The organism is Ralstonia pickettii (genome assembly GCF_001699815.1).
Classification (GTDB): Bacteria; Pseudomonadota; Gammaproteobacteria; order Burkholderiales; family Burkholderiaceae; genus Ralstonia; species Ralstonia thomasii.
Genome location: NZ_MCGB01000057.1, coordinates 108,893 through 125,750, shown reverse-complemented (window position 1 = coordinate 125,750; position 16,858 = coordinate 108,893). Strand labels below are relative to the sequence as shown.

The following is a 16,858-nucleotide window of genomic DNA, read 5'->3' as shown; positions in this document are numbered from 1 at the left end:
GAGTTCCGGTTGCAGAAAACGGGTAATGGGCTGCTGCCGGTTTCATGGACACCTTGTTAAGGTGGAAAATGAAACTGGAGGTGGTTTATGGGAACGAGGCGGCAATTCAGCCGGGAGTTCAAGCTTGAGGCCGTGAGGCTGGTCAAAGAGCGAGGGGTGTCGGTGTCGCAAGCAGCGCGCGACTTGGACGTGCACGAGAACGTGCTGCGCAAGTGGGTGCGGGAGGCGGCGCAAGACCCTCAGGAGGCATTCCCCGGCAAAGGGGTGATGAAGCCTGAGCAGGCTGAAATCGAGCGACTGAAGAAGGAAGTGGCGAAGCTCAAGCAGGAGCGCGACATTCTGAAAAAAGCCGCGGCCTACTTCGCCAAGGACTCACTGTGAAGTTCGAGTTCGTGGCGAAGCACCGGGTGGCCTGGCCGGTCAAGCTGATGTGCGATCATCACTCGATATGTACCGGTTGCCATGATCAACTCCGAGATTGTTCTTGTCTCATCGGAGTAAAGCACTTGGACATGAGGCCAGACATCAGCCATACGGGCGACAAATTGCATGCCTATGGATGAAGGCCGTCGCCAGTGCAGTTCCGTTGATTGGTTTTTGCAATTGCAACTAACCAATCAATTTGGCCAAGATCTATGCGTACCCATGAGGGCAGTGCCCCCCTCGATTTGGTTTCCCCCCTGGGGGGCACGGTGGCTCCTGCAAGAATTCTTTTACGCGACTGGCGTAGGTCGTGCCTGGGCGTCATGGCCGCCTCTTGTCGTTTCGATGGATCTAAGCAAAGACACCAGCCCGCCGAGGATCTCGGTCTCCTGTGCATCATCGGAGTAGCAGGGTAGGCCTTGGGGCATTTTCGACTTTGAAAAACGAAAATGACTAAATCGTGTTGGTTATGCGACGCGGGGCGGCCAACCCTGGTCAGCCGTTGCCCGCTTTGTTTCCCTCGTTGACGACGATGAACTCGGTTGCGGCCTTGCGCTGAATGGCGGCCATAATTGCGAACTCAGGCCCGCTGTGGGGCTCGCAGGCGACAACGCCGGTGGCATGCTTGGCTTTCGCACCCAGAGGGTAGAAGACGAACAGCGCGCTGGACGAAACATCCGGCTCGGCACGCAGGCGCTTGTTGAGAATCCTCAAATACTTCTTCTTGGTGACCTTCTTGGTTGCCATAGAACCTCCTCAGTGGGTTTCTGGTTCCTCATGCAGCTGACGGTACGCGTTGACCAGTTCCTTCACCTCGGCCGCTTCATCGGGCGTTCCGAGGCGATCAACGAACGCATCTAGCGCGACCAGCAGCGAGCAGATGGCCAGCACCACGGTGTCGGCGTACCACTTCGGCGCAGCATTGATTGCTACCGGGCAAGAAGGTGAATTCAAGGGGGCGAAGAAATCATCTCCCTGGTTCATCATCCGGATGTGCGCTGGCTTTTCGTCACTCGTGCCACTGTTTGGGGGCTACTGCGGCGCGCAGGTGATCATGCTATGGGCCACGATGACCGGCGTTGGCATTGCCAATCTGTCGCTCGATAGCGCGCTGGCTGTACTCAGGAGCGGTGGCTCGATGATCTCCGCGTCGGCCGCACCCCAAGCCACGTCACTCGCCAAAGCGCTGTTCGAGGCCAACTTGTGCGCTCAGGCGGCGAACACTGCGATCGATAGCATGCCGACCGACACCGGTGGTGTGAGTGTCGATCCGGCCGAGAGATTCTCGACGCTTGCGAAAGGCGACAAGATTGTCTTGATGAATCAGCTCGGTCTGTCATGCGGTGGGGCAGAGGTGGCCATTGAGCCGCCCCAGCCGCTGCCAAACTACGATGGCATGACGGTCTACAGTGCTGACCCCGGGCCCGCGTATGAACAGATGATCAGCGCACACCGAACCGCACTGAGCACGATCCAGTCGACTTTGTCGTCTGCTGCTCAAGCCTATGTGTCGTCGGTTGCGAGCGGAGGTCGTCCAGCGGACCCGCAAGATACGATCAACAAAGCTGCTCTGCAGTATCACGCTTCGGTTACTCAGGCGATCGCTAGTTCAGCCAGCACGATCAACAGCCTGGGGAGCCTTATCCAGTCGAATTTGCAGCGTGACGGGTGGGTCATGCTGGGGGCGTGGTACCAGACATTTGCACAAGCGAACTCGCAACTAACCAGTTTGGCCAACGCCACGGCTTCAGCGGTGCCGAGCACTGACCTGGGAAACCTTCCGTACCCCCAGCTCTATCGCAAGGTGCTGGCAGCCTACGCTCAGCAGATCCAACAGGCCGCATCGACAGGGACGCCGCAGGACAGGGTGAATAGCTTGGCGACGGGCACCACGGACCCAAAGAACATCATGTCGAAGATCTTTCCAGGGCAGGCCATTGTGAAGATGGCGATCGGCATGAACTCGGGTCAAGGCCCCAACGGCGCAACCAACCCGCTCATCGGCATGAAGAACCTCGGAGACTACATCCTTGCCGGTGGGTGGACAGCGCTTTCTGGCTACGCGCTGGTGAAGGGAGGACTAGCTGCTTCCGACTCCCTGGCCGGAAAGGCTATTAGTGCCGTCGGCGACGTGTTTTCCGGCGGGGTGCTGGGCGCAATCAAAGAGGGGGCGAAAGGCATGCTGGATGCGCTCGGCCCTTTCATCACCATGATGATCATCACGCTGTTTTTTTTCGGCGCGGTGTTGTCGATCTACATCCCGATGCTGCCGTTCATCATTTGGTTCGGTGGCATCGTGTCGTGGTACGCCGTCGTTGGCGAGGCGATGGTGGCAGCTCCGCTTTGGGCGATGACACACCTTGACGGCGATGGAGAGGGCATGGGCCAGCGGACCACGCACGGTTACATCTTCCTCTTGAATGTCATGTTTCGGCCGGTTTTCATGGTCATTGGATTCATCCTTGCCGGCACCGGGATTGTGGTGCTCGGCACGTTGCTCAACACCATGTTCGGCGTGGCGATGCAGAACGCCCAGTACGACTCGTTGACCGGCCTGGTGAGCATCATTGGCTTCATCGTCTTGTACGTGGGGATGTGTCAGACGCTGGTGCAAGGTACCTTCTCGCTGATCCACGTCGTGCCTGATCAGGTGTTCTCGTGGATTGGCGGTCAAATCTCCGCGCGTGTTGGCCAAGACATGCACGATCGGAGCCAGCAGCATTATGGCGCAGGGGTGGGGCAGGGTAGTAACAGTGCTCGGAGTCGTGCATCCGAGCTGTTGCATAGTGCAAACGCAGACAAACCGTCCGATACGCCCCAAATCGGGAAGCGCGAGGTGTAGCTCAAATGAATGGGTATCCGCGCCTCGTGGCTGATTTTGTCTTGTGCGGTGCAATTTATCGTGTGGCGCGGGTAGGTGAGGGGCGCCGAACGGCCAACAGCCGTCATTCATCGTTCTTCAGGTAGCCCCTCCCGGGGCACCATGAACTACGCCAAGCGTTTCCGAAACGGAACATTATTGGTTCCCAAATAGCTCCGTAGTTGCAGACTGGAATCGCTACAGTGGGTGCCATCCGGTGGTGCACAGACCGAGACGACGGTCTTGCCTGCGCGGGAATACGATGCCGATACCGGCGCCCCTGGCCCAACGCTCGATAGAAGCGCGGCCATGCGTTAAGGAGACAACCATGCAACGCCCCCTGACAGCGGACAGCGCGCCGACTGCCATCGCTCAACACGATCAAGACACCCGCGCCGCCACGGCGCTTTCTTCGCGGATGGACCGCTTGCCCATCACACGTAACCTGTGGATGCTAGTGCTGTTGATTTCGCTGGGTGGCTTTTTCGAGGTCTACGATCTGATCTTCACGGGCTATATCGCGCCCGGTATGGAAAAAAGCGGGCTGCTCAAGGCCACGACCGATGCGTTCTTCGGGCTGCATGGCATGGCCGGCTTCATTGCCGCCACGTTTGCGGGGCTCTTCGTCGGCACGTTCGGCTTGGGCTGGCTGCCCGATCGTTATGGGCGCCGCACGGTGTTCACGGTATCGCTGCTGTGGTACTCGATCGGCTCCGCCATCATGGCGTGCCAGCAGAGCCCCGAAGGCCTGCTGATCTGGCGCTTTCTCACCGGCATCGGTGTCGGCATCGAGATCGTGACCATCGACAGCTACGTCACCGAACTCGTGCCGCAGCATATGCGCGGCCGCGCCATGGCGTTCAATCAGATGGTGATGTTTGCCGCCGCACCCGCTGCGGCCATTCTGTCGTACTGGCTCGTGCCGACCACCCTGCTGGGGTTCGAAGGCTGGCGCTGGGTGGTGCTGTTGGGCTCTGCCGGCGCGGTGCTGGTGTGGTTCATCCGCCGCGCCGTACCGGAAAGCCCGCGCTGGCTGGCCATGCATGGCCATATCGACCAGGCAGATGCCGTTGTCCGCCAGATGGAAGCCGCCGCCGAGCGCGAATCCGGCAAAGCCCTGCCACCGCCGCTGCAGGCCGTCGTGCAGCCGCCGCACCGCCGCGCATCGCTGGCGGAACTGTGGCGCCCGCCGTATCGCTCGCGCCTGATCATGCTGATCGTCTTCAACTTCTGCCAGGCCATCGGCTACTACGGCTTTGCCAACTGGGTGCCGACGCTGCTCATCGGCCACGGCATCACCGTGACCAAGAGCCTCCTGTATTCGTTCATCATCGCCATTGCGCTGCCCGTCGGGCCGTTGCTGGCCATGGCCTATGCCGACCGCATCCAGCGCAAGTGGCTGATCGTTGGTGCCGCGTTTGCCGTCATCGTGTTCGGCGTGACGTTCGGGCAACTGAAAGATCCACTCGCGTTGATCGTGCTGGGCGTGCTGATCAGCCTCGCTGGGCAGACCATTTCGGTGTGCTATCACGCCTACCAGGCCGAGCTGTTCCCGACCTTCATCCGCTGTCGCGCCAATGGCATCGTGTATTCGGCCAGCCGCATCGGCGCCATGTTCTCGGGCTTTTTGATTGCCTTCCTGTTGCGGCACTTAGGCGTGCCGGGCGTGTTTGCGGGGATCACCGTATGCATGCTGGTGGTGATGCTGGCGATTGGCGGCTTCGGGCCGAAGAGCAACGGCCTGCGGCTGGAAGAGCTGTCGCACTAGCCCCACCGGAACACCGTAGCGCTCACGACGCGGAAGTGGTTTTCCGCGTCGTTTTCTTTTGCCGGGCAGGTGTTGTCGGTTCGATAGCGGCAGTGGCGTCGCACGCTGCCAGATGCTCAACGAGCAGTCGCGCCGCCGGCGACAACGATTCCAGGTTGCGAAAGCACACCGTAAAACGGCGACGCGCCCAGTCGTCGCTCAACGGCACCACACGCAGGCCAAAGGTCGGGATAAACGGCTCGGCAATCTCACCCGGCACGATGGCCAGGCCGAGGCCCGCGCGCACGCAGCGCAGCGATGCATCGAAGGTCGACACCACGGCGCGGTACTTGATCGTGTGGCCCAGGATCGCCGCATAACGCGCAAGCATTGTGTGCACGGCCGTCTGCGCCGGCAAGCCCACGTGATCGAACTCCAGCGTGTCTTCAAAGCGGCAATGCTCACGCGGTGCCAGCGGGTGCGCTTCGTGCACGGCCACGGCCAGGTGGTCGGCGCGGTACGGCCGGGTCTCGAACCCCTCCAGGTCAGCCGCATCCCAGCAGATGCCCAGCGGTGCGGAGCCCTCGCGCAGAGCGCGCACGATGTCGCTGCTCATGCTTTCTTCCATCGTCACGCGGATATCGCGGTGCTCGGGCCGGTTGAGGAATGCGGCGATATCGTCGGGCAACGATTCGGCCATCGACGATACGGTGGCCAGCAAGCGAACCTGCCCCCGGATGCCGCTGCCGTAATCAGCCATGTCGCGTGCCACCCGGTCGGCAGCGGCCAACATGGCGCGCGCGTGGGCCAGCACGATGTCGCCCGCCGGCGTAGGAATCACACCGCGCCGTCCGCGTTCAAGCAGGACCGTGCCCACGGTGTCTTCCAGCTGCGCCAGCCGCTTGCTGATGGCCGACGCAACGATGTTCTCCTGTTCGCCGGCGCGCGCCATGTTGCGTGTCTCGCACACGGCAACGAACAGGCGTAGGGTGGTTAGATCGAGGTCACGCATGGGGCTCCGCGAGGCATTCCGGTCGGGAACGAAGACGCGGAAATGGTAGCGCTTGCTGGTGCTGCAGGAAATTCTGGAATGCCCGTACGCCGCTTCCAGGCTTTCCCGTCCGGAACGGAAGCGTGCGTACTTGATCGCTGTAGCTTCCGCGCAGAAAGGCATACAGTCGGAACATCGATTGACGCCTGCCTGACGCAATGTCCCTCATGAACACCCCCGTGCCCACCACCGCTGTGATCCGCGAAGTCGGTTTACGAGACGGATTGCAAAGCATCCAGACGATCCTGCCCACCGAGCACAAGCGCGCATGGGTGCAGGCCGCCCACGCTGCCGGTGTGCGCGAGATCGAGATCGGCTCGTTCGTGCCCGCGCGCCTGCTGCCGCAACTGGCGGATACCGCGCAGCTTGTGGCCTACGCGCGCACGCTGCCAGAACTGTTCGTCTCCGCACTGGTACCGAACCTGCGCGGTGCAGAGAACGCTGTCGCCAGCGGCGTGGACCTCATGATCGTGCCGTTGTCGGCCAGCCATGCACACAGCCTCGCCAACCTGCGCAAGACACCAGACGAGGTGGTGGACGAGGTGGCGCGTATCCGTGCGGCGCGCGACGCCGCCGGCGCCAAGACCTTGATCGAAGGCGGCGTCGGCACGGCGTTTGGTTGCACGCTACAGGGTGAGGTCGAGGCCGATGAAGTCCTGCGCCTAATGCAGGCTCTCCTCGATGCCGGTGCCGATCGCGTCAGCCTGGCAGACACCGTGGGCTATGCCGACCCCGCTGCCGTATCGCGCCTGTTCGAGCGCGCCGTTGCCATCGCCGGGGATCAGTTCTGGTGCGGCCACTTCCACGACACGCGGGGCCTGGGCCTGGCCAACGTCTATGCTGCCATGCAAGCGGGCGTGACGCGCTTTGACGCCTGCCTGGGCGGCATCGGCGGCTGCCCGCACGCCCCAGGCGCGAGCGGCAACGTCACCACGGAAGACCTCGCCTTCATGCTGGAGAGCATGGGCGTGGCCACCGGGCTCGACATTGGCCAGTTGCTGTCCCTGCGCGAACACCTGGCCGACTGGTTGCCCGGCGAGACACTGCACGGCACGCTGTGGCGCGCCGGCCTGCCCAAGACCTTCCACCCGAATTCTCCCCAAGCGGCCCAATCTGCCCAATCCGCCATCCTGGCTTGACAAACATGCATCACGACGACGCTTCATCGCTGCCGCTCGCCGGCATCCGTGTGCTGGAATTCACGCACATGGTCATGGGCCCCACCTGCGGGATGATCCTGGCCGACCTCGGTGCCGAAGTCATCAAGGTCGAGCCGCCCGGCGGCGACAAGACACGCAATCTGCCCGGCCTGGGCATCGGCTTCTTCCGCGCGTTCAACCGCAACAAGAAGAGCGTGGTGCTCGACATCACCACGGAGGAGGGTCGCGCCACCGCGCGTGAGCTTGCCGGCCAGTGCGATGTGGTACTCGAAAACTTTCGCCCGGGCCTGATGGAAAAGCTCGGGCTCGACCACGCATCGCTGTCGGCCGACTATCCGCACCTCATCTATGTGTCGCACAAGGGCTTTCTGCCGGGGCCGTACGAGAACCGCCTGGCGTTGGATGAGGTCGTGCAAATGATGGGCGGGCTGTCGTATATGACCGGACCTGTAGGACGTCCGTTGCGCGCAGGCACCTCCGTCAACGACATCATGGGCGGTATGTTCGGCGCCATTGGCGTGCTGGCGGCACTGCGCGAGCGGGACCGTACCGGCAAAGGGCAGGAAATTCAGAGCGGGCTGTTCGAGAACTGCGTGTTCCTCGCATCGCAACACATGCAGCAGTACGCCATGACTGGCGAAGCCCCGCCGCCGATGCCTGCGCGCGTGTCGGCATGGAGCGTCTATGACATCTTCACGCTGGCCGGTGGCGAGCAGCTCTTCATTGGCGCAGTGAGCGACAAGCAATTCACGACGCTGTGCCAACTACTGGGCCATCCGGAGCTACTCGACAACCCGCAGTACGCGAACAACACGCTGCGCGTTGCGGTGCGTCCACAACTGCTGCGGGAGCTGGGCGGCATCCTGGCCGAACACGATGCCGCCGCGCTCGCGCCCAAGCTCGAAGCGGCGGGCATTCCCTACGCGCCCATCGTCCGGCCTGATCAACTGCTCGATGATCCGCACCTCAAGGCGAGCGGCGGTCTGGTGCCCATGCAGATGGACGATGGCTCGACAGGCCCCGCTGTATTACTGCCGCTGCTGATGGGTGGCCAGCGACCGGGCGTGCGTCATCCACTGCCCAAGGCTGGCGAACACAACGACGAAATTCTCTCCGGGCTGGGTGCACACGCCGCCTGAGGCACCGGAGTGCGCAATAGGAAAGGGCAGCCGAAGCTGCCCTTTTTTCATGAGGCTGCGGCCGAATCGACCGCAGCCTCCACACGCTTAGAAGATGTGCTTGATGCCGGCCACCACGCCCGTCTGGCTGACACCCGGAGCTGCCGTCGTCGCATTGACCACGCCCAGTGTGGATGCCCCCTTGTTGTTCATGTATGAGGCGTTGACATACAGGTCGGTGCGCTTGGACAGGCTGTAGAGCGTCGACACCGCATAGCTCGTTGCGCCGTTGGGCGAGTTACGCACCGTGCTGCGATATACCCCCGCACGCAACGTCAGCGCCGGCGTGATGGTATAAGACCCGCCCAGCCAATACAGGTTGGCGTGCAGCGACGGCTGCGTCAGCGCGCCTTGCTGGTAGCGATAGCCTGCCGTCACCGTATAGGGCCCCGAGTTCCACACGAGGCCCGTTGCGTAGCGGCGCTCAATGATGTCCTGCGTGGCAAGCGAGGTGCCGCGCCGCTGGTCGTACGCGGCGATCATGCCGATCTGCCCGATCGTGTAGGTCACGCCAGTGCTGATCTCCTGCCCAACGCGCGGCGCGCCTGGGACTTCACCACCGTTGGCGATCGTGGCGTCGTACCCGGCGCTGTACATGGCCGTGAGTGTCAGGTTGCCGAAGTTGCCGGTGTACTTGATGGCGTTGTCGGCGCGGTTGGCAAACTGGCTGTCCTGCGAGAGCAGGCTGTAGCTCGTATAGCGCACGGGGTCGAACGGCACGAACAGGTCGTAGAACGTGTTGATCTGCCGCCCGAACGAGATCAGGCCGAACCGGCCTTCGATGCCCACGTAAGCCTGCCGCCCGAACAGGCGGCCACCCTGGCCGGACACACCCGTGTCGCTGTTGAAACCGCTTTCCAGCACGAACACCGCATTCAGGCCACCACCCAGGTCTTCCTTGCCGCGTAAGCCCCAGCGCGAACCGGTGACATTGCCAGGCGACACGCGATACACGCTCCCCGAGCCGTTGGCGCCGGCATGGCTGACGTATTCGATGCCCGTGTCGACCAGGCCATAGAGCGTGACGCTCGACTGCGCCAGCGCCACCGGGGCAACCAGGCTTACGGCAGCCGCCGCTAGCAGGTGCCGTGTGAATTGATGCATATCTCCTCCATCTTGGTTGTTGTGATGTCCGGCAAGCACGCGGCTTGTTGGCGGACGTGTTGAATCCCCACGCAGCGCTGGGCTGCGTGGAGCAGAAAAAATGCGGGACTTTGGGGAAAGCTCAGTCGAGCCGGGTCAACTCACGGCGGTAGGTGGCGGCCCGTTCGACGTAGCTCAGAGCGTTGGCGCGCAGGTTGCGGACTTCGTCGTCGCTCAGCTCGCGCACCGCCTTGGCAGGCGATCCTAGAATGAGCGAGCGCGGCGGAAACGTCTTGCCCTCCGTGACCAGTGCACCGGCCGCCACCAATGAATCCTCGCCAATGACGGCGTTGTTCAGCACCACGGCTTGAATGCCGATGAGTGCGCCATCGCCGATCGTGCAGCCATGCAGCATGGCTTGATGGCCCACCGTCACGTTGCTGCCGATCTGCAGGGGGCAGCCCGGGTCTGTATGCAGCACCGCACCTTCCTGAACGTTGCTGCCCGCACCGATGACGATCGGCTCGTTGTCGGCGCGCACCACGGCGCCGGGCCAGATGCTTACGTGTTCGGCAAGCGCGGCGTGGCCGATGATCGTAGCTTCGGCCGCGACAAATGTGGTGACCGCAATCTGCGGGGCGTGTTCGGAAAGGCGGTACAGAGGCATGAGCAAATCTCTGGGGCAGCGTGTGCGATTTGCGTACTCTAGAGATTCCCTCCGAATGCTATCGCGGTAATTTGGAACGATAAACCGCGCGTTTGGGAAACGCTGGTGAGGATGGGGATGGTTGCACAACGCCGCCCATGTTGATTGATTCTAGAACGCACCTCCTCGAACAGGGCCTCCAGCTGACCACGGGGTAGATTCCCTCGTTGCGTTGTTGTCAGCGGCTGCTTTGGGTCGAACTGAGACGGCCAACCCTGCGGTGAAATCGTGTTTTTGATTTCTCGAATCTTGCGTTGCAGCGTGCAACGAGGGCATCAACCAGAGAATGCGGACACCCAAAGAAGAAGCCCGCAATGCGGGCTTCTTCATTCTCGATGCAGTGTGGTTACAAGCCGCTGATGATGGGGGTGAACCCTGAATCAAAAATGCGCTGACGGTTCTGCTGGATGTGCAGATAGTTTGTCGGGTCGAGTCTTGTCAGCTCTTTGATCGCGGCATCTTTCAGGGCTTCCATGCCTGCTGTGTTGGCTTGACTCGTACGAAGCTGGCGCTCCAGTTCCATCGCGTAGGTCTTCCAGTCGCGAGCGTTTCGTTCGGCTGCGAATGCCCGGCCAAGCGCTGCTCCATTGTCGAGATTGCTCATTGCTGTTCTTTGCCGCCAGATTTGTTTGTGTGGGACGAGTCTAGGCGCTGGCGCGTGACATAGACGGGCTTGATGCCCTTTGCCTCCAGTTCGCGCACCGCTCTAGCCACGGCTTCGTTGGCTCGCCTGAGAAACTCTGGGCTCGTCATGTACTGACCGAGCTTGTCTGCTGGCATGATGATTTTCCTCGCTGCTCTACGTCGTCGTGCGGCTTGACGAAAGCGACGACTTTTTGGCCCCAGCGCGGGTCCGGCAAACCGGCTACGGCGACCTCATCCACGGCAGGGTGCAGGGAGAGGACCGACTCGATATCAGCAGGCGAGATGTTCTCGCCTCCGCTGATGATCATGTCGTCCACGCGGCCACTGACGAATAGATCCCCCTCTGCGTCGAAGTAGCCGGTGTCACCGGTGAAGTACCAGCCCTGGCGCAGGGACTTCGCGTTGGCATCGTCGCGATTCCAGTACCCCTCAAAGGCTTCGTCGCCGCGCAGTTCGACGATGATCTGCCCTTCTTCGCCAGGGGCCACCACCGCATCCGGCGAGTTGGTGTCCAAGCGGACTAGGCGCAGTCGTGTATTGAACCCAGCGCGACCCGCGCTGCCAGGCTTGCCCGCCGCGCGCTGTTCGACACTGAACGTGTAGACCTCGGACGAGCCGTAGTGGTTAACGAACAGCTCTGGGTGGAACGCCTGCTCCAGCCGCTTCAGCAGACCATCATTCATGGCGGCACCGGCGAAGCCGAGCTTGGTGACTGAGCGCACGCGTAACGCGTCAAAGCCCGGATCGGCCAGCAGGTCGTGGTAGAGCGTGGGGACGAGGTAGAGACAGCTCACGCGATGATCAGCGATAGCTTGCAGCGTCTGAGACGGACTCCAGCGCCGCACGCAGACGAAAAGACCGTCCACCAGTGCCATCGCCAGCAAGGAGCGCACGCCCATCGTGTGATACAGCGGCATCACCCCGAGCGTACGCTCGCCTCGCCGGTACAGGTTCTGAGCGACGTGCGCCAACGCAGCAGCGCGCTCCTGCCTGTGGCGGCGGGGCACGCCCTTTGGCCGTCCAGTTGTGCCCGAGGTGTACAACATGAGCGAGACGTCATCAGCTTCGGGCAGGACGCTGTCTGGCCGCGGCGCGGCGCCCATCAGGGTGTCAAATGACAGCGAAGAGTGTGGTGCGCCGTCCAGTGCGATGCGGAGGATTTTCAGCGCAGCGGGACTGCCGAGAACGGCGTCTGCACTGACTGGCTCGAAGATCAGTGCTTTTGCGTCTGCGTCACGTACGCAATAGTCGAGCTCGTCCGGCTTGGCGCGCCAATTCAGCGGGACGATGACGATCCCGGTGAACTGGCAAGCCCAGTGAAGGGTCGCCATCTCCCAGCGGTTCTGCAGGATGGCAAGCAGGCGTTCGCCAGGGCGCAGGCCAAGGTCAAGCAGGCCTGCGGCCACGCTCTGGATGCGCGTTAGCCATTGCGCATAGGATAGTTTCAGGTCCCCGTCGACTATGGCGAGAGCGTGGGGGCTGCGCTCCACGCTCTGCAGGAATGTGCGGCCGAGATCAAGCATTGCTGGTCTCCTCGGAAACCGGCGCTGAAATCGGGCGTGCCCCTGCGCGGCTGGCGGCGACGTCAAGGACGGCGGCAACGATCGGTGTGTAGCCGGTACAGCGGCACAGATGACCGGACAACATCTCGCGCACTTGCGCCTCAGTCGGCTCGGGCACGCGCTCCAGATAGTCTGCGCACGACATCAGGATGCCTGCCGTGCAGAAGCCGCATTGCAGGGCGTGATGGCGGCGGAAAGCCTCCTGTAAATCGCTCAAACCTTCGTGCGTGGCGAGGCCTTCGACGGTGTCGACTGCACGACCGTCCGCCTGCACGGCCAGCATCAGGCAGGAGCGGGAAGCCACGCCGTCCACACGCACCGTGCACGCACCGCATACGCCATGCTCACAACCAACGTGGGTGCCGGTGGCGCCGAGCTCATGGCGCAGGAAGTCGGATAGCAACTCGCGCGGCGCACACAGGCCGGTACGCGCGCTGCCGTTCAATGTCAGGGCGATGCGGTGGTGCTCCTGTCGCCGCATCACAGAAAGCGCACTGGAAGGCGCGCCGCCTTTCTTGGTTTTACTCATCTTGCCTCCTCGATTGCGCGCATGCCCAGTTGCCGCACGAGGTGGCGGCGGTACTGCGCGCTGACATGGGCGTCGTCTTGCGCGCCCAATTTCCAACTGAAATCGTTGATGGCCTCCGTAAGTGCCTTGCCGTGCAGGCGCGGCCAACGCTCGAGCATCGGCCGGTCTGCTACTCCGCCCACGGCAAGGGCGATGGCATCGTCGGTGACGATGGCCGCGCACGCCACCAGGGCAAAGTCCCCATGGCGGGCCGAGAACTCAGTGAAGCCGTAGCGCGCACCGGGCTGCCGCAACGGGAAGCGCACGGCTTCCACCAGCTCGTCAGGCTCGCGTGCGGTCATCAGCATTCCCTGAAAGAAATCGGTGGCCTGCATCACGCGGCGGCGGCGCAGCGAACGCAGCACCACTTGTCCGTCGAGCGCAGTGAGCACCAGTGGCAGCTCGGCGCTCGGGTCGGCGTGGGCAATGGAGCCGCACACCGTGCCGCGGTTGCGAATCTGGAAATGCGAGATGTGCGGGAAAGCCAGCGCCAGCAGCGGCACCTCGTTGGCGAGCGACGGACGCCACTCCACGTTGCCCTGTGTGGCCGCAGCGCTTACTTCCAGGTGGCCGTCTTCGACTCGCACGGCGTTCAGGTCATGCGTGCGAGAGATATCGACCAGCAGTTGCGGCTGCGCGAGGCGCATGTTCAGTACGGCCATCAGCGACTGGCCTCCGGCAAGTACACGGGCGTCTTCACCTGCATGGGCGAGCGCTTCCAGCGCATGCTGCGTGGACTCTGCGCGCAGATAGTCAAAGGCGGGGGGTTTCATCGCCGGGCTCCAAAAAGCGCGAGCAGCCGCGCGATCCAACCTGGTTTGCGTACTGGCTTGCCGCCCGCTTGCCGGCCCAGGGATTCAAACAACTGGCGCAGCACCACTTTGGCCGCGCCTTCAAGCATGCGGCCGCCGACCGCTGCGACCTTGCCGGATACCTCGGCCTCATAGTCGTACGTGAGACGAGTGCCACCCTCGTGCGGCGCCAGTTCGACCATGCCCGAGCCACGTGCGCTGCCAAGCGACGACAGGCCGGCCCCCGACAGTCGCAGCCGGTGCGGGGGTTCCAGGTCGGACAGCGCAATCTCGGCTTCGTAGCGCGCTTTGATCATGCCCACCCCTACGGTCACGTCGGCGCGGTAGCGGTTGTCTCCGATCGGCTCCAACACGTGGCAACCAGGTACGACCTGGGCCAGGGCTTGCGGGTCGAGTAGGACAGCGAATACGGCCTCGGGCGGTGCATCCAAATCAACCGTTCCGCGTGCACTCAGAGCCTTTGCGCCCTTGGACCTTTCTTTGCCTCCGGTGGCGGCAGCCGTTGCCGTTTCCGCCAGTTCGAGGCGCGATGGCGGGGGGTCTTCGAGACCGATCATCGCCATGACCTTGGCTGGCGTCAGAGGCAACCGGATATCCCGCACTCCGAGGGCGTCGGCTACAGCGTTGGCGATACATGGCGGCGTGCTCATGTTGTTGCCTTCGCCGAGCCCCTTGGCCCCGAGCGGCGTGAACGGACTCGGTGTCTCCAGATGCACGATGATCGGATCGGGCACCTCGCACGTTGTGGGCAACAGGTAGTCCGCCAACGTGCCGGACTGGAAGCTGCCATCAGGGCCGTAGCGGAACTCCTCCATCAGTGCTGCGCCCAGCCCTTGCGCGAACGCGCCGCGAATCTGGCCGTCGGCGAGCGCAGGGTTGAGCAGCTTGCCGGCGTCGTGCGCTGTCACGTAGCGGTCAATGCGCACACGGCCGGTGGCACGGTCGATTTCCAGGCCGCACAGGTCGAACGCAAAGCCATAGCATGCGGACGTGTTGATACGGTCCTGCTCGTCCGGTGCGTCAAGGTTGGGCGGTGACCAGAACACGGTTTCGCGCAGGCCCGGTTCCTCACCGGCAGGCAGCAATTGCGGCGACCAGTGCGGCGCATTGCTCGCAGCGCGGGCAAACACCACGGCAGTCTCGGGGGCATCTCTGCGCGTGATGCGCCCCTCGGCGAAGATCAGTTCGGCTGAATCGCAGTCGAGATGCGAGGCCACGATGCGCGCCAGCTTGTCGCGAACGCGTGTTGCGGCCAGATGGACGGTGCCGGCCACCGCTCCCGCAAACCGGCTGGAATAATTGCCGGCGGCCACCGACCATGCGTCTTTGTGGGTATCGAATTCGACATTGACGATGACCTCGGCCGGGTCGATGCCAAGCACGTCGGCCACGACCTGCGCACAGACAGTCATATGGCCCTGCCCGGCGGGCGTGGACGCAATCGTCACCACCACACCGCCTAGCAGGTCGACACTGACCGTGGCGCTTGCAATGGCGCCGTTCTTCGGACCGGCCTTGCGGCGCGCCTCGGCCGGCGTGGCCGTCGTGATGTAGCCCATGTTCGATACCGAGGGCTCGACAATCGCCGCAAAGCCGATGCCGTAGAGCCGCCCTTCGGCCCGCGCGATGTCACGGCGGCGCTTCAGTTCGTCGTAGGCGCCTGTTTCCAGCGCGCGAGACATCGCCAGTTGGTAGTTGCCGGAATCGAGCAGCGCGCCGGCTGCAGCACGATAGGGAAAGGCGTTGGTCGGAACGAAGTTACGGCGGTAGACGTCGAGCGGATCGAGGTTGAGTTCGATCGAGATCCGCTGCACGAGCCGCTCAAGCGCGAAATACACCTGCGGTCCGCCGAAGCCGCGTACGAGGCCGGTGGGCGTCTTGTTGGTTAGCACAACGCGGTTGCGCACGCGCAGGTTGGGAATCGCGTAAGCGCCCGTCAGTACACCGTGCATCCGGTAGAAGGTCGCGGGCTCCGGCGCGCGCAGGTAGCCACCGCAGTCTTCGAGCTGATCGTAATCAAGAGCGACGATCCGGCCATCCGCTTCGACGGCAGCTTCGATGGTGGACAGCCGCGCGGTGGCCGAGGTCGATGCACTCAGGTGTTCGAGTCTGTCCTCCACCCATTTCACTGGCGCGCCGGCCTTGCGCGAGGCGAGGCACATCAAGACCACGTAGGGGAATACGGCCTGCTTCACGCCGAAGCTGCCCCCGGAATCGCGGGGAGCGATGTGGCGGAGATGGTTGGCCGACACCTGCAGGGCCATCGCCATCACGGCGTGCAGCGAGAACGGCCCCATGAAGTTCGAGGTGACCTGGTAGCCCTCGTTACCCGGCAGATGCTCGGCAATGACCACGCCGCACTCGATGGGCGTACATGTGTTGCGCGGGTAGTGCGCAGTCAGCGAAACGCGATGCGGTGCGGTGGCAAACGCCGCCTCCGGGTCACCGTAGCGGAAATGACGATCGCTGGCGACGTTGCTACCCAGGCCGCTGTGCAGTTGGGGCGCGGCGTCGGCTATTGCGGCTTCGATTGACACCACGGGTGGCAGCACACGGTAATCCACCCGCACAAGGTCGAGTGCGTCCTCGGCCAAGGCACGGCTCTCAGCCACGACCACGGCGACTGGCTCACCGACGTATCGCACGCGGTCCATTGCCAGTGCCCATTGCTCCATCGGCGCTTTGACGCCCACCACGAAGGGCTTGGACCAGGCTGGCAGGTCGGCCCCGGTCAGCACCGCGCGAACCCCCGGCGCCTTCAGCGCGGCGGCGAAGTCAATCACACCGAGTTCGGCGTGCGCGTGTGGCGAGCGAAGTATGGCGGCGTGGAGGGTGCCGGGCTTTACGCCGAGGTCGTCGGCATAGCGACCGCGGCCCGTAAGGATGGCTGCATCTTCGACGCGCTGCATCGGGCGGCCGACGTAGGGCTGCCCCGTTGTCTGCTGTGTCTCCTGCGCCGTGCCGGTCGTCTCGCCAGCATCGAATCTCTTCATTTGCGACTCCGTTGTACGCGTCGGGATTGCGCCGGAGGATCGGCGCGACCGCGTAACGTGCATCGCAGAT

Annotated in this window: 15 protein-coding genes and 1 pseudogene; 5 read left to right on the top strand and 11 right to left on the bottom strand. The window is 63.1% G+C overall.

Features of this window, described 5'->3' with window-relative positions:
* Positions 1-87 precede the first annotated feature (87 nt).
* Positions 88-437 (top strand): annotated as a pseudogene (locus tag BEK68_RS08415) (transposase); the annotation flags it as partial.
* Between the two features lie 481 nt (positions 438-918).
* On the opposite strand, the gene BEK68_RS08410 reads toward BEK68_RS08415, so the two are convergent.
* Together BEK68_RS08410 and BEK68_RS25700 are read right to left on the bottom strand one after the other, a co-directional pair.
* Entirely contained in the window at positions 919-1,170 is a 252-nt protein-coding gene (locus BEK68_RS08410) for a hypothetical protein (protein ID WP_012435974.1), read from the bottom strand.
* 9 nt (positions 1,171-1,179) lie between these two features.
* Positions 1,180-1,317, bottom strand: coding sequence for a hypothetical protein (locus BEK68_RS25700; RefSeq protein WP_157042469.1), 138 nt, complete (start codon positions 1,315-1,317; stop codon positions 1,180-1,182).
* Here BEK68_RS25700 and BEK68_RS08405 point away from each other — a divergent pair.
* Positions 1,304-3,265 (top strand): DotA/TraY family protein, encoded by a 1,962-nt coding sequence (locus BEK68_RS08405; RefSeq protein WP_012435973.1) that lies wholly within the window; start codon positions 1,304-1,306, stop codon positions 3,263-3,265. The two genes, BEK68_RS25700 and BEK68_RS08405, sit on opposite strands and share 14 nt — an antisense overlap.
* Positions 3,266-3,611: 346 nt before the next feature.
* A complete protein-coding gene (locus BEK68_RS08400; protein ID WP_012435972.1) occupies positions 3,612-5,051 on the top strand; it encodes an MFS transporter in 1,440 nt (479 codons plus the stop codon).
* 22 nt (positions 5,052-5,073) lie between these two features.
* Here the strand turns inward: BEK68_RS08400 and BEK68_RS08395 are convergent, their stop codons facing one another.
* Positions 5,074-6,042, bottom strand: coding sequence for a LysR family transcriptional regulator (locus BEK68_RS08395; RefSeq protein ID WP_012435971.1), 969 nt, complete (start codon positions 6,040-6,042; stop codon positions 5,074-5,076).
* Between the two features lie 206 nt (positions 6,043-6,248).
* Between BEK68_RS08395 and BEK68_RS08390 the strand changes: the two genes are divergently transcribed.
* Both BEK68_RS08390 and BEK68_RS08385 read left to right on the top strand, forming a co-directional pair.
* Positions 6,249-7,220, top strand: a complete 972-nt coding sequence (locus BEK68_RS08390; RefSeq protein ID WP_024541707.1) for a hydroxymethylglutaryl-CoA lyase — start codon at positions 6,249-6,251, stop codon at positions 7,218-7,220.
* Between the two features lie 5 nt (positions 7,221-7,225).
* A complete protein-coding gene (locus BEK68_RS08385) occupies positions 7,226-8,380 on the top strand; it encodes a CaiB/BaiF CoA transferase family protein (RefSeq protein WP_012435969.1) in 1,155 nt (384 codons plus the stop codon).
* A gap of 87 nt (positions 8,381-8,467) precedes the next feature.
* Here BEK68_RS08385 and BEK68_RS08380 read toward each other — a convergent pair whose 3' ends face one another.
* The 8 genes from BEK68_RS08380 to BEK68_RS08350 form a co-directional block, all read right to left on the bottom strand.
* Positions 8,468-9,523: a porin gene (locus BEK68_RS08380; protein ID WP_012435968.1), complete on the bottom strand. Its 1,056-nt coding sequence runs from the start codon at positions 9,521-9,523 to the stop codon at positions 8,468-8,470.
* Between the two features lie 121 nt (positions 9,524-9,644).
* Positions 9,645-10,169, bottom strand: a complete 525-nt coding sequence (locus tag BEK68_RS08375; protein ID WP_012435967.1) for a gamma carbonic anhydrase family protein — start codon at positions 10,167-10,169, stop codon at positions 9,645-9,647.
* A gap of 385 nt (positions 10,170-10,554) precedes the next feature.
* A complete protein-coding gene (locus BEK68_RS08370; protein ID WP_012435966.1) occupies positions 10,555-10,812 on the bottom strand; it encodes a hypothetical protein in 258 nt (85 codons plus the stop codon).
* Positions 10,809-10,988 carry a hypothetical protein gene (locus BEK68_RS25450; RefSeq protein WP_024541706.1) on the bottom strand — a complete coding sequence of 60 codons (180 nt, stop codon included), beginning with the start codon at positions 10,986-10,988 and terminating at the stop codon, positions 10,809-10,811. The genes BEK68_RS08370 and BEK68_RS25450 overlap by 4 nt, the downstream gene beginning before the upstream one ends.
* Positions 10,958-12,376, bottom strand: a complete 1,419-nt coding sequence (locus BEK68_RS08365; RefSeq protein ID WP_012435964.1) for an AMP-binding protein — start codon at positions 12,374-12,376, stop codon at positions 10,958-10,960. The genes BEK68_RS25450 and BEK68_RS08365 overlap by 31 nt, the downstream gene beginning before the upstream one ends.
* Positions 12,369-12,944, bottom strand: coding sequence for a (2Fe-2S)-binding protein (locus BEK68_RS08360; RefSeq protein ID WP_012435963.1), 576 nt, complete (start codon positions 12,942-12,944; stop codon positions 12,369-12,371). Before BEK68_RS08360 ends, BEK68_RS08365 begins: the two co-directional genes overlap by 8 nt.
* Complete coding sequence (locus BEK68_RS08355) at positions 12,941-13,756, bottom strand: FAD binding domain-containing protein (protein WP_012435962.1); 816 nt, start codon at positions 13,754-13,756, stop codon at positions 12,941-12,943. The genes BEK68_RS08360 and BEK68_RS08355 overlap by 4 nt, the downstream gene beginning before the upstream one ends.
* Positions 13,753-16,788, bottom strand: coding sequence for a xanthine dehydrogenase family protein molybdopterin-binding subunit (locus BEK68_RS08350; protein ID WP_012435961.1), 3,036 nt, complete (start codon positions 16,786-16,788; stop codon positions 13,753-13,755). Before BEK68_RS08350 ends, BEK68_RS08355 begins: the two co-directional genes overlap by 4 nt.
* Positions 16,789-16,858: the final 70 nt, after the last annotated feature.

Coding starts and splice junctions, on each gene's coding strand:
- BEK68_RS08410 (WP_012435974.1), bottom strand. CDS start 1,170: ATGGCAACCAAGAAGGTCACCAAGAAGAAGTATTTGAGGATTCTCAAC.
- BEK68_RS08405 (WP_012435973.1), top strand. CDS start 1,304: ATGGCCAGCACCACGGTGTCGGCGTACCACTTCGGCGCAGCATTGATT.
- BEK68_RS08400 (WP_012435972.1), top strand. CDS start 3,612: ATGCAACGCCCCCTGACAGCGGACAGCGCGCCGACTGCCATCGCTCAA.
- BEK68_RS08395 (WP_012435971.1), bottom strand. CDS start 6,042: ATGCGTGACCTCGATCTAACCACCCTACGCCTGTTCGTTGCCGTGTGC.
- BEK68_RS08390 (WP_024541707.1), top strand. CDS start 6,249: ATGAACACCCCCGTGCCCACCACCGCTGTGATCCGCGAAGTCGGTTTA.
- BEK68_RS08385 (WP_012435969.1), top strand. CDS start 7,226: ATGCATCACGACGACGCTTCATCGCTGCCGCTCGCCGGCATCCGTGTG.
- BEK68_RS08380 (WP_012435968.1), bottom strand. CDS start 9,523: ATGCATCAATTCACACGGCACCTGCTAGCGGCGGCTGCCGTAAGCCTG.
- BEK68_RS08375 (WP_012435967.1), bottom strand. CDS start 10,169: ATGCCTCTGTACCGCCTTTCCGAACACGCCCCGCAGATTGCGGTCACC.
- BEK68_RS08370 (WP_012435966.1), bottom strand. CDS start 10,812: ATGAGCAATCTCGACAATGGAGCAGCGCTTGGCCGGGCATTCGCAGCC.
- BEK68_RS25450 (WP_024541706.1), bottom strand. CDS start 10,988: ATGCCAGCAGACAAGCTCGGTCAGTACATGACGAGCCCAGAGTTTCTC.
- BEK68_RS08365 (WP_012435964.1), bottom strand. CDS start 12,376: ATGCTTGATCTCGGCCGCACATTCCTGCAGAGCGTGGAGCGCAGCCCC.
- BEK68_RS08360 (WP_012435963.1), bottom strand. CDS start 12,944: ATGAGTAAAACCAAGAAAGGCGGCGCGCCTTCCAGTGCGCTTTCTGTG.
- BEK68_RS08355 (WP_012435962.1), bottom strand. CDS start 13,756: ATGAAACCCCCCGCCTTTGACTATCTGCGCGCAGAGTCCACGCAGCAT.
- BEK68_RS08350 (WP_012435961.1), bottom strand. CDS start 16,788: ATGAAGAGATTCGATGCTGGCGAGACGACCGGCACGGCGCAGGAGACA.